The sequence below is a fragment of the Pseudomonas sp. B392_1p genome (assembly GCF_052245235.1).
In the GTDB taxonomy this organism is placed as follows: Bacteria; Pseudomonadota; Gammaproteobacteria; order Pseudomonadales; family Pseudomonadaceae; genus Serpens; species Serpens gallinarum.
On the sequence record NZ_JBQPXM010000001.1, the window covers coordinates 1 to 12,475 of the forward strand.

At 63.5% G+C, this 12,475-nt stretch carries 9 protein-coding genes and 1 pseudogene; 8 read left to right on the forward strand and 2 right to left on the reverse strand.

Annotation, left to right across the window (positions count from 1 at the left end; translation table 11 throughout):
• The 8 genes and pseudogenes from ACTV8E_RS00005 to ACTV8E_RS00040 form a co-directional block, all read left to right on the forward strand.
• The coding region (locus tag ACTV8E_RS00005; RefSeq protein ID WP_443198078.1) for an NAD(P)(+) transhydrogenase (Re/Si-specific) subunit beta at positions 1 to 663 on the forward strand (663 nt) is incomplete at its 5' end.
• Between the two features lie 159 nt (positions 664 to 822).
• Positions 823 to 1,140: a DUF2388 domain-containing protein gene (locus ACTV8E_RS00010; RefSeq protein WP_251835376.1), complete on the forward strand. Its 318-nt coding sequence runs from the start codon at positions 823 to 825 to the stop codon at positions 1,138 to 1,140.
• Positions 1,141 to 1,258: 118 nt separating this feature from the next.
• Positions 1,259 to 3,205, forward strand: coding sequence for a DUF7844 domain-containing protein (locus ACTV8E_RS00015; protein ID WP_443198079.1), 1,947 nt, complete (start codon positions 1,259 to 1,261; stop codon positions 3,203 to 3,205).
• A gap of 124 nt (positions 3,206 to 3,329) precedes the next feature.
• Positions 3,330 to 4,223, forward strand: coding sequence for an AEC family transporter (locus ACTV8E_RS00020; protein ID WP_443198320.1), 894 nt, complete (start codon positions 3,330 to 3,332; stop codon positions 4,221 to 4,223).
• 195 nt (positions 4,224 to 4,418) lie between these two features.
• Positions 4,419 to 6,158 carry a Na/Pi cotransporter family protein gene (locus ACTV8E_RS00025; protein WP_443198080.1) on the forward strand — a complete coding sequence of 580 codons (1,740 nt, stop codon included), beginning with the start codon at positions 4,419 to 4,421 and terminating at the stop codon, positions 6,156 to 6,158.
• A 266-nt stretch (positions 6,159 to 6,424) separates the two neighbouring features.
• Positions 6,425 to 8,689 (forward strand): putative bifunctional diguanylate cyclase/phosphodiesterase, encoded by a 2,265-nt coding sequence (locus ACTV8E_RS00030; protein ID WP_443198081.1) that lies wholly within the window; start codon positions 6,425 to 6,427, stop codon positions 8,687 to 8,689.
• A 128-nt stretch (positions 8,690 to 8,817) separates the two neighbouring features.
• Positions 8,818 to 9,147, forward strand: a pseudogene (locus ACTV8E_RS00035) (PAS domain-containing protein); the annotation flags it as partial.
• Positions 9,148 to 9,228: 81 nt separating this feature from the next.
• Positions 9,229 to 10,404, forward strand: a complete 1,176-nt coding sequence (locus ACTV8E_RS00040) for a methyl-accepting chemotaxis protein (protein ID WP_443198321.1) — start codon at positions 9,229 to 9,231, stop codon at positions 10,402 to 10,404.
• A 69-nt stretch (positions 10,405 to 10,473) separates the two neighbouring features.
• Here ACTV8E_RS00040 and ACTV8E_RS00045 read toward each other — a convergent pair whose 3' ends face one another.
• Positions 10,474 to 11,703 carry a nucleoside recognition domain-containing protein gene (locus ACTV8E_RS00045; protein WP_443198082.1) on the reverse strand — a complete coding sequence of 410 codons (1,230 nt, stop codon included), beginning with the start codon at positions 11,701 to 11,703 and terminating at the stop codon, positions 10,474 to 10,476.
• Between the two features lie 550 nt (positions 11,704 to 12,253).
• On the reverse strand, positions 12,254 to 12,421 hold the full coding sequence (locus ACTV8E_RS00050) for a DUF1328 domain-containing protein (protein WP_251835382.1): 168 nt from the start codon (positions 12,419 to 12,421) through the stop codon (positions 12,254 to 12,256).
• Between the last annotated feature and the right edge of the window lie 54 nt (positions 12,422 to 12,475).

Here is a 12,475-nt window from a genome sequence, read left to right on the forward strand (position 1 = left end):
TCCCTGGTGGGTTCCTCAGGCGCGATCCTCTCCTACATCATGTGCAAGGCGATGAACCGCTCGTTCTTCAACGTGATCCTCGGCGGCTTCGGTGGCGATACCGATGCGGGCGCTGCCAACGGTTCGCAAGAGCAGCGCAGCGTGAAGTCGGGTTCCTCCGATGACGCCGCGTTCCTGTTGACCAACGCCGACACCGTGGTGATCGTGCCCGGCTACGGCCTGGCCGTGGCCCGTGCCCAGCATGCCCTGATGGAGCTGGCCGAAAAGCTGACTCAGCGCGGCGTCAACGTGAAGTACGCCATCCACCCGGTGGCCGGGCGTATGCCGGGGCATATGAACGTATTGCTCGCCGAGGCCGAGGTGCCCTACGAGCAGGTGTTCGAGATGGAAGACATCAACTCCGAGTTTGGCCAGACCGACGTGGTGTTGGTGCTGGGCGCCAACGACGTGGTCAACCCGGCGGCGAAGAACGATCCCCAGTCGCCGATCGCCGGCATGCCGATCCTCGAGGCCTACAAGGCCAAGACCGTGATCGTCAACAAACGCTCCATGGCCAGCGGCTACGCCGGCCTGGACAACGAGCTGTTCTACATGGACAAGACCATGATGGTTTTTGGCGACGCCAAGAAAGTCATTGAAGACATGGTCAAGGCGGTCGACTAACCGCTCTGGCCCACCGCTGCGCTGGCAACCCAGCATGGCGGTGGGCTGTTTCGCCGTTGTCCCCAGCCTCACACATAACTAGCACATTGCCATCACGCATAGTGCAGCCCGGCAAACCTCGTTACACTCGCAGTCTCAACCCATGATCCGAGGTTTTTCATGACTGCGATTCGACTGTTTGGCCTAGCCGCCCTGCTCAGCCTGTCCTCCATGGCCAGCGCCACCAGCTTTGTGGGCACCACCGATATGATTGGTCGCGCCCTGATCTCCACCACTGACGGTATTTCCGACCTCAGCTCGTCGCTCAAAGACGACAAGATCGTACTGGCCGCCCGTGACGATGCCGCCAGCTTTGTCGCCAGCCAGGGTGAAATTCGTGGTGCTCGTCTGCATGCAGCCCTGCAGCACATCCGCACCCAGGCACCGCAGCTGAACGCCAGCGACCTGCAACTGGCCGAGGCAATCCTCGCGCTCTAACGCTCCCGGTTTTCGCGCCGTGTCCGCGGCGCGAACGCTGTCAGCCCTTCTTATCGAGCCGATGCGCAGGCACGGTCGTGTGATCGCTATTCTGTATGTACCGCTGCGGAGAAACCCAATGAGTCGTTTTCTGCTCTGGGCGCTCCTGCTCTGCCTGGCAAGCGGTGCCCAGGCCCATTTACAACTTCAGCTTGACGCCACCTCGCTCGACAACCAGCAGCGTCAGGCCAGTCAGACCCTGCTCGACGAAGCGCTGCGCGCGCTGCCGCCCCGCTTCATCGAACGCCTGGATCGACAGGTTTCCGTACGCTGGGGCGAACTGCCCGAAACCGTCTACGGACGGCTGACCAGCCACTCTCAATTGACTCTCAATGCCCGCTTACTGCCAGCGTTGAGCGACGGCTCCGCCGCACAAACCCGCACGGCCCGTCCCCATGGCACGGTACGCCGCGAATTGCTGGCCACTGTCCTGCACGAACTCACCCACCTGTATGACCGTGCCCGTGTGTGGTCGACCGAGACCTGGTTGGCGCAACGCCGCTGCCGCAGTCTGGCCGGCAGCCTGGGCCCGGTCGGCCTGCCCGAGCAGTGTCGCGGTCAGACCGAACGGCGTTTCACCCTATCCGATGACCCGCGCCTACTGGATCTAGCCGGTTGGTATCAGGCCATCGGCCAACGCGGGGAACGGGAAATCACCAACGGCCAGGTGGACCGCAGTCCCGATGCCTATGAGCTGGCTAACCCTCGCGAATTCGTCGCGGTGAACCTGGAGTATTTTCTTCTCGATCCCAGCTACGCCTGTCGTCGACCCTCGCTGCACCGTTACTGGAGCGAGCACTTCGGTTGGGCGCCAGCACACAGCGATCCCTGCCCGCAACGCTTCCCTTACCTGAACGCCGGCAGCAATTACGACCGCGAGCCCTTGGGCTGGATCAACCCCGAGCAGGTCTACGCAATCGATTACCTGTTCGCCGATGCCAACGACAACTGGGTCAGCCGCTGGGGCCATAGCATGCTGCGGTTGGTGATCTGCGCACCGGGGCGCCCGCGCAGCGAGCAGTGCCGGCTGGATCTGGACCATCACCTGGTGTTGTCCTACCGGGCCTTCGTCGGCGATCTCCAGCTTTCCAGCTGGGACGGACTGACCGGCGCCTACCCCTCGCGGCTGTTCATTCTGCCGCTGGGCCAGGTGGTCGATGAGTACACCAAACTGGAACTGCGCAGCCTGTCCTCAATACCCCTACGCCTGAGCCGCAGCGAAGAACAGGCCCTGTTGCTGCGCGCCGTCGAACTGCACTGGAGTTACGACGGCGACTATTACTTTCTGTCCAACAACTGCGCCGTGGAGACCCTCAACCTGCTGCGCAGCGGCACCAACCGCAGCGAATTGACCAGCCTGGACAGCATCATGCCCAGCGCCCTGCTCGATTCGCTGGTGGCTCGCGGTTTGGCCGACCTCGGTCCGTTGGCAGACCCGCAACAGGCGCTGCGCCTGGGCTATCGCTTCGATTCGTTCCGCGAGCGTTATCAAGCCATGTTCGCCATCCTGCGCCAGCGTCTGCCCATTGAGCAAAAACGGGTCGAGGACTGGCTGAGCCTGCCGGCCGAGTCCCGCCGGCCGTGGCTGGCCCGCGCCGACTTGCAAGCCAGCGCCGCGCTCTTGTTGCTCGAGCAGGCCGCGCAACGCCAGCAACTGCTCCTGGCCCAGGATGAACTCAAGCAGCGTTACCTGAGCCGCCAGCGGGCTACGGATGCGACCCTCGACAAGGCCGGCAAGGCCCTGGAGCAAATACTCGCCAACAGCGGCTTTCTCAGCCGGCCGGCGGAACTGCTGGAAAGCGGCTATGGGTTGCCGCAACAGGCCGAATGGCAACAACTCGAGGAACGCACCCGGCAACGCCAGCAGGTACTCAACCAATGGAGTGTCGAACTCGATCAGGACTTGCGCCTGCTGTTGAGTCCCGAACGACGCGAGGAACTGGAGGCCAACGAAACCAACCTGGCGCAACTGGCCGAACACCTGCGCAGCCTCCACCGGGCCGCAGGCGGGGTGCAATTACCCTAAGTTTTTTTATTCGCCTCAAGTCGCACCGCCACAGCCTTGCACCGCTTCGCTGTGACCGCCAAGATAGAGCGCTTTTGTCCGCTTATGGTTTGGCTGATCAGGTGACCGCGTGCTGGAATTGTTAATGGCCCTATGGCCGCTGTTTGCACTTATCGTTGCTGGTCAGGCCATGCGCCGCGCCCAATTTCCCAGCGACACGTTCTGGCCAGGCGCCGAGCGCATCAATTATTTCGTGCTGTTTCCCGCCCTGTTGTTCAACAGCCTGGCGACTGCGCCGCTGGACAATCCCGCGCTGCCACGCCTGGCCGTCGCGGTATTGCTAGGCCTGGGGCTGGCCTGGCTGGCGCTGCTGCTGGCCCGCCGCCTGTTCGGCTGGACGGCGGCGCGTTTCGGCGCTATCAGCCAGGGCGTGCTGCGCTTCAACACGTATCTGGGCCTCGCCATGATAGGCAGTCTGTTTGGAGCCGAAGGTTTGGGGTTGGCTGCCCTGATGCTGGCGTTGATGGTGCCGACGGTAAACATCATGTCGGTGTGGGCGCTGACCGCCGAGCGCGGCCTGAGTCTGCGCACCTTGCTGCTACCCATCATGAAGAACCCCTTGATCCTCGCCTGCCTGGCCGGCGTGCTGATCAACCTCAGTGGCCTTGGCCTGCCCGGCGGCAGCGATCGACTGCTCGGCCTACTCGCCGCCGCCAGTCTGCCGCTGGGCCTGCTCTGCGTGGGCGCGGCTCTGCAACCGAAGGAATTGCGCGGCGAAGTGCCGAGCCTGGGCTGGAATAGCGTCCTGCGCCTGCTGGCAATGCCCCTGCTGGCCTGGGGCGTAGCGCGCGGGCTGAACCTGCCTGCTCTGGAAACCACTCTGCTGATCGTGTTTTTTGCATTGCCCACTGCGCCGACGTCCTATGTGCTGACCCGCCAACTGGGCGGCGACAGCCAGCTGATGGCCGGCATCATCACCCTGCAGACCCTGCTGGCAGCCGCCAGCCTACCCCTTCTACTGGTGGTTCTCGGCGTCTAAACCGGACGCTGAACTGCAACGGGCAGCCACTGGCTTAAGCTGTCATCTGTTTGTAACATCATGTTCGCACCACCCGCCTGACGAGCCTGGTCCGGCATTTACCCGGTGGTGCAACGAACACACGCCGCGGCAGCGAGTCCACCCCATAACACCCCCTTTTTGGTTCCATCCCAGGCTGTCCGGGAGTTCTGCTCGATGCTCACTCTGCTTAATCTGCTTTCCGCCGTCGCTCTGCTGATCTGGGGCACGCACATCGTACGTACCGGCATCATGCGCGTGTACGGCTCACAACTGCGCACTGCGCTCAGCCACAGCACCCGTAATTTGCCCCTGGCCTTCACCGCCGGCATCGCGGTGACCGCGCTGGTACAAAGCAGCAATGCCACGGCCTTGCTGGCCACTTCCTTTGTCGCCGAAGGGCTGATGGCGCTGGCGCCGGCATTGGCCATCATGCTCGGCGCGGATGTCGGCACGGCGCTGATGGCACGGGTGCTGACCCTGGAGCTGTCCTGGTTGTCGCCGCTGCTGATCTTCCTCGGCGTGATCCTGTTCCTGTCACGCAAGCAGACCCGCCTGGGCCAGTTCGGCCGCGTACAGATCGGCGTCGGCTTGATCCTGCTCGCGTTGCAGCTGATCGTCGCCGCCGCCCAACCGATCACCGAATCCAACGGCATCAAAGTGCTGTTCGCCGAACTCACCGGCGACCTGCTGCTGGATGCGCTGGTCGGCGCGGTGTTCGCCCTGCTCAGCTATTCCAGCCTGGCCGCCGTGCTGATTACCGCAACCCTGGCCAGCGCCGACCTGGTCAGCCTGCCCGTGGCCATCGGCCTGGTGATCGGCGCCAACATCGGCAGCGGTGTGCTGGCGCTGCTCAACAGCAGCCTGCAATCCGCCGCCGGCCGCCGGGTTGCCTTGGGCAGCCTGCTGTACAAGATCATCGGCCTGCTGCTGATCATGCCGGTGCTCGACGTGCTGGTGGATTGGATCACCAGCCTGCCGCTGGACAACGCCAGCCTGGTGATCGGCTTCCATTTGCTCTACAACACGCTGCGCTGCCTGCTCATGCTGCCCACCGTGCACGCCATGGCCCGGTTGTGCACTTGGCTGCTGCCCGAGCGGCCGGACACCGGTGGCGTGGCGCGGCCGCGCCACCTGGACCGTGCCGCCCTGGAAACGCCCAGCCTGGCGCTGGCCAATGCGGCGCGCGAAACCCTGCGCATCGGCGATCTGGTTGAGCAGATGCTCGAGCACTTCAAGGCGGTGTTGCACAACGACGACCAGGAGGCTGGCAAAACGATCCGCAGTCTGGACGACGACGTCGATGCCTTGCACAGCGCCGTCAAACTCTACTTGGCGCAGATGCCGCGCGAAGACCTGGCCGAACAGGAAGCCCGGCGCTGGGCCGAGATCATCGAGTTGACGGTCAACCTGGAGCATGCAGGTGATCTGGTGGAACACATGCTCAGCAAACTGCAGAGCCACAAAAAAGCCCGCCTGCACTCCTTTTCCGACTCGGGGCTGGAGGAGTTGACCGAATTGCATGCCCAACTGCAGGCCAACCTGCGCCTGGGCCTGTCGGTTTTCCTTACCGGCGACCGCGCCAACGCCCGTCAGTTGCTGCGTGAAAAGCGCCGTTTCCGCATTCGCGAGCGGCGCCTGACCCACGCTCACGTCACCCGGCTTGGCAACAAAGTAGTGCAGAGCCTCGAAAGCAGTGCCGTACACCTGGAGCTGATCGCCGATATGAAGCGTCTCAACTCGATCTTCTGCGCCAGCGCCTATGCGATTCTGGAGCAGGAGGAGACCGGTGCGCTGTCTGTCTCGGACAGCTTTGAGGGCACGCCAGACCGGCACGGCCCGGCCGAGGTCCACCTCACCTCGGCCAACGACAGCGCGACAGCCTTGCCGCCGACCGCGCACCCGGATGGTCGATGACGCGGCCTTGGCAATAATCCCGTCGCAACCTAACGGCGCGCCCGCTGTATGCCTCAGCGGGCCGGCTTATTGATGCAGATCAAGGCTCGGCGTTTGGCAGCGATTACGCTAATAGCTCAACGCCACTAATGTCGCTGACCACAGCCTGTGGCTAACGCGAACACGCTGAAAAACACTGGCAAGGCTGCAGCGGGACGCCGAAAGGCGACGTCCGCACGGTCCGCGTAGTCGTTTTTGGGTGGCTCAGCTGTCGAGGAGAGACACCCATGAGCCCCGAGCCCGAATTGAAACCGCTGTTCCAGAGTATTGGTCTGGATCGGGAAGAAATTCATGCTCGGTGCCGCTACCTCGACTGGAGCCCTGCCGACGGGCGTCGCCTGAATCGCCATGCCGCCAGGCTGGAATCGGCGCATATCGAATTCGTCGATGACTTGTACGACTACCTGCGCGGCTTCGACCCGCTGGCCCGCATCCTCAGCGACCCGGCCACCCTGGACCGGCTCAAACGCAGCCAGATCACCTACTACCAGCAACTGCTCAACGGCCCCTACGATTACCAGTACGTGCATGACCGTCTGCGCGTGGGCATGGTGCATGAGCGTGTCGGCCTGGAGCTGAAATGGTACCTGGGCGCCTATCGACTGCACCTCGACGCCATGCTGGCCAACCTGTTTCCCGCCGATGAGAACCGCGAGCTATACGCCAGCCTGCTCAAGGTGGTGTTCTTCGACATGTCGCTGGCGGTCGAGGCCTACTCGTCCGCCCGCCGCCACGCACTGGAAGACAGCGAGGCGCGTTTCGCCCGGGCCTTGCGCGGCAGCAATGACGGGGTCTGGGATTGGGATGTCGCTTCTGATCGCCTGTACGTCTCGGAGCGCTGGGCCAGCATGCTCGGCCTGTCCCGCGACAGCCTAGGCGAACGTGGCCAGCACTGGTTCCAACGCGTGCATCCCGATGATTTACCGGCGCTGCGCCAGGCCATCGATACGCACCTGCGCGGCGAGACCCCCTGGCTGTATCTCGAATACCGCATGCGCCGCCCTGACGGCACCTACACCTGGGTACTGGTGCGTGGCGTGGCCGAACGCGACAGCCAGGGTGTGGTACGCCTGACCGGTTCGCAAACCGACATCAGCGAACGCAAACAAGCCGAAGCTGAACTGCGCCGGGCAGCCCGCCACGATCCGCTGACCGGCCTGGCCAATCGCACACGACTCGATGAGTTGCTGCACCGTGCGCTGCAACGGCAACGCAAATTCGCCAGCGAAGCCGCGCTGCTGTTCATCGACCTGGATCGCTTCAAACTGATCAATGACAGCCTGGGCCACGCGGTGGGTGACCTGGTCTTGGTGGAAATGGCCCAGCGCCTGAAACAGTGCCTGCGTCCCGGCGACCATCTGACCCGCTTCGGGGGCGATGAATTCGTCGTATTGCTTGATGAGCTGGATTGCCAGGATGATGCCGAACACCTGGCCCAGCGCATGCTCGACGCCCTGCAGCAACCGGTGTACGTGCACAACCATGAGCTGGTGTTCAGCGCCAGCATCGGTATCGCCGCGCTGGACGGCCAGGCACAACCCGGCGAAGCGCTGCAGGCCGCCGACATCGCCCTGTACAGCGCCAAGGCCGCCGGCAAGTCGCAATACGCGCGCTACACCCATGACATGCACAGCGCCGCGCAGCACCGGCTGGAGCTGCAAAGCGCCTTGGCCCAGGCCCTGGCCCGCAAGGAATTTGTCGTTCATTACCAGCCGATTTATCAGCTCGAGGGTGAACAGAGCACGGTATACGGCGTAGAAGCCTTGTTGCGCTGGCGCTTGAATGACCAGTCCGTGAGCCCCCAGGAGTTCATTCCGGCGCTGGAAGAGACCGGCGACATCCTGCCGGTCGGCGACTGGGTGCTGGAACAGGCCTGCCGGCAGGTTCGCGTCTGGCAACAGACGGGGCAGTCGCACCTGTATTGCTCAGTCAACCTCTCCAGCCGCCAATTGCGCCAGGCAGGATTCGCCGCGCGGGTCGCCGCTATTCTCCAGGCCAGCGGCCTGGAGGCGCAGTTTCTCGTGCTGGAAATTACTGAAGGCCTGCTTATGGAGGACAGCCCGGAGTTGCACCACAACCTGCGCGCATTGGCACGCCTGGGGGTGCGCCTGGCTCTGGACGATTTCGGCACGGGCTATTGCTCGCTGGGCTACCTGCAGCGCTTTCCTCTGCACATTCTCAAGGTGGACAAGAGCTTCGTCATGGGTCTGCCGCAGGACCGCGAGCAGAGCGCCATTTGCCGCGCCATCATCGGCCTGGGCAAGAGCCTGGGCCTGCAGGTGATCGCTGAGGGTGTGGAAACCGAACAACACCGGCAATTCCTGCTGGATGAAGGCTGCCAGCATGCCCAGGGCTTCTGGTTTGCCCGGCCCTGCTCGTCGCAGGACATGCAACAGCTTTTCAATACGCTGGATTCGTGCGGCCTGTTGGCAGGGCATGCCACGCCCGCAGTCCCGGTCAACCAGGCTTTATCCCGCCGTGAACTGTCATGACGGGTTGTTTCAAGGAGGATGCATATGGACGTTATTCGAACCGCACCACCGCTGGGTGATCTTTCATGCGTTAGCACAGGTCGCCGCAGAGTCGGGCGGACGCAGCCATGCCCGCGGTGTGCCCAGCCATGAAAATCAACCTACCCGTCAGCGGTCGCGCCCTCGACCTGCCTCACGATATCAACATACTCTCCACCACCGATCTCAAGGGACTCATCACCTATGTGAACCCTGAATTGGTGGAAACCAGCGGGTTTTCCGAAGAGGAATTGCTCGGCCAGTCGCACAACATCGTGCGCCATCCCGATATGCCCCCGGTGGCCTATGCACAGCTGTGGAAAAACCTGCAAAGCGGCCGCTCCTGGATGGGCGTGGTCAAGAACCGCTGCAAGAACGGCGACCATTACTGGGTCAGCGCCTACGTCACACCGATCATCGAAAACGGCCGGATCATCGAGTACCAGTCGGTACGCACCAAACCGACCGAGCACTGGGTGGCCGCTGCCGAGCAGCTCTATCCCCAACTGTCTGGCCAACGCATGCCACGCGTCTTGCGTCGGCCACGGGTGAGCCTGTTCGGCCGCCTGCTCGGCCTGTGTGCCGGCGCCTTGGCCGTCGGCTTCGGCTGCGCTAGCCTGGCCTTCGGCTTCGATCCGCTGGCCGCGCTGCTGTGCGCAGGGCTGGCCCTGGCCCTGTGCGCTGCAGGGCTCTGGCACAGCCTGACACCTTGGCGCCAACTGCTGGCCGAGGTGCGCAAAATCGCCATCAACCCGGTGGGTCAATGGATCTACAGCGGGCGGCGCGACGAATTCGGCGCCATTGCCTTCGCCTTGCGCATGCAGGCCATGGAAGCCAGCGCCATCGTCGGGCGCATGGGCGAAGCAGCTCGTCAGTTGGCCGAACATGCCGCCCGCCTGCAGGCGGCCGTAGAGCGCAATGCCTTGGGCACCCGCCAGCAGCAACAGGAAACCCAGCAGGTCGCCAGTGCCATTGAGCAGATGAGCGTCAGCATTTTCGAAGTGGCCAACAATGCCCTGCACAGCGCCGAGGCGGCCGAGCAGGGCGATGATGCGGCACGGGCTGGCGAGCGGCAGGTCGCCGCCACCGGACGCAGCATCGAAAGCCTCGCCCAGGAGGTACAGCGCGCCACCGAGGCCGTGCAACGGCTACAGGCACGCGGCAGTCAGATCACCGCCGTGATCGAGGTGATCGAAGGCATCGCCGGACAGACCAACCTGTTGGCACTCAACGCCGCCATCGAGGCCGCGCGGGCCGGCGAGGCCGGACGCGGTTTTGCCGTGGTCGCCGACGAAGTGCGCAACCTGGCGGTGCGCACCCAGGATTCCACCGCACAGATCCAGCAAATGCTGGGTGCCCTGCAGGGGGAGATCAACGCTGCGGTGCAGACCATGCATGACAGCCGCGAACAGGCCCTGCACAGTGAAGCCCAGGCCGCACAGGCCACCCAGGCCCTGGGCGGTGTGCACGCCAGGGTCAGCGCCATCAGCGACATGAGCGCGCAGATCGCCAGCGCCGTGGACCAGCAAAGCAGCGCCAGCGCCGCGATCCAGCAGGCCATCGAGGTGATTCGTCAGGCCACCGGCCAAAGCGTGCAGCACGGCAATGACAGCCACCAGGCGGCCAGCGAAGTCAGTCGCCAGGCCGGTCAGCTGCGTTTGCTGGCCCGGCAGTTCTGGCAAAAACGTTTCTCTTGACCCGGGAGGCGTGACTGTCAGGCCTATCAGCCTTGTAACCGAAGGCGAGGCAGCCAAGACAACTGCCTGCTAGCCAAAGAACCAGTAGCACACACCAATCGCCGCAACCACTCCAGCCAGGTCGGCAAGCAGCGCGCAGCCGACCGCATGGCGGGCGCGCTGGATGCCGACCGCGCCGAAGTACACCGCCAGTACATAGAAGGTCGTCTCGGTGCTGCCTTGCATGACAGCTGCTACCAACGCCGGGAAACTGTCGACACCGTGGGTCTGCATGGTTTCGATCAGCATCGCCCGCGCCGCACTGCCAGAGAACGGCTTGACCAGCGCGGTGGGCAACGCATCAACGAAACGGTTGTCCCAGCCGCCCCACTCGACCAGCCAGCGGATGCCGTCGAGCCCGAACTCCAGCGCACCCGAGGCCCGCAACACCCCCACCGCGCAAAGCATGGCCACCAGATAGGGCAGCAAGTTCTTCGCCACGTCGAAGCCTTCCTTGGCCCCCTCAACGAAACTTTCGTACACCGGTACGCGCTTTACCGCGCCCATCAACAAAAACATTACGATCAAGCCGAACAGCGTCAGGTTGCCCAGCAACGAGGACAGCGTAGCCAGCGCCACGGAGCTCAAGGTCGCCAGCAACGCCATGAAGCCGCCGAGCAGCAGTGCGCCGGGCAAGAGATAAGCGAGCACTACCGGGTCCCAGAGGCGCAGACGCTGCATCAGCGCCACCGACAGTAGACCCACCAGCGTCGAGGCGCTGGTGGCGAGCAGAATCGGCAGGAAGACCAGCGTCGGGTCTGGAGCGCCTTGCTGCACGCGGTACATGAAGATCGACACCGGCAATAGGGTCAGCGACGACGCGTTGAGCACCAAAAACAGGATCTGCGCATTGCTCGCGGTGGTGGCGCTGGGGTTAAGGTCCTGCAGGGCGCGCATCGCCTTGAGGCCGATGGGCGTGGCGGCGTTATCCAGACCCAGGCCATTGGCGGCGAAATTAAGGGTGATAAAGCCCAAGGCTGGATGGCCGCGCGGTACTTCGGGCATCAGCCTGGAAAACAGCGGGCCGAGCATGTACCCCAGCCAATCGACCAGCCCGGCCTTCTCGGCGATGCGCAAAAAACCCAGCCAGAGGGTCAGGGTGCCGAACAGCAGGACCATCACCTCGACCGACAATCGGGCCATGTCGAATAGGCTTTGCACCAGGGCGGCGAATACCGCCGGGTCGCCGCCGAGCAACCAGCGGGCCAGCGCCGCCAGCGCGGCTATCAGGAAAAAACCCAGCCACAGGCCGTTAAGCATTTGGAACTCCGTCAGCAGCGCCACTCGGCGGGCATCTTATCAAGCCGCTGAAGAGCATAAGCGCAGCGCCGCTGCCGTGCAGCCACGCTTCTATGCCATAGGCACCGTCGAACAGGCCCACCCGAGGAAATGCGAAATGAACAATACAACTGCTGTAGTGACGGAGGGAGCGGCCGAGGGAGCATGGCATGTGCCTGGCGTCGAGGTCACGCTCAAGCACGTGCCGGTACAGAGGGCCGCTGATTGGGGAATTGGCCAGCGTTTTCCACCAGCACCGGCGGGCGTTCAGAAACCACCATCACCTCGTTCTGGAACACCCTGGCACACACGGCATCCATCGCCGGCCTGGAGTACAGCGCCGCAGAGCTTACCGATATCCGCGAACTGCGCGGTGCTTCACCCTATGGTGCGGCGACCAGCGCCGCGGGTAATGGCACCCGCCAGCCCAGTGAAAATAGAGCTGGCACTGGCGAGCTAATGGGGAGCACCTGGCTACATTGGCCGTGCGCTTCACATAAATACAGGCGGCAGGTGGCACATGCCTCCAGCATCAGCGCGGTCCGCGAAAGCGACCGAACAGAAAGGACGCCACAAACAAGATCAGGAAGATGATGAACAGGATCTTGGCGATGCCCGTTGCGGTTCCGGCAATCCCGCCAAAGCCGAGCACACCGGCGATGATGGCAATGATCAGGAAGGTAATGGCCCAGCTCAACATAAGCATTTCCTCTTCGTGAGTTAGCGCGCTTTGCCAGTCTCTTCTCGGGAGTTG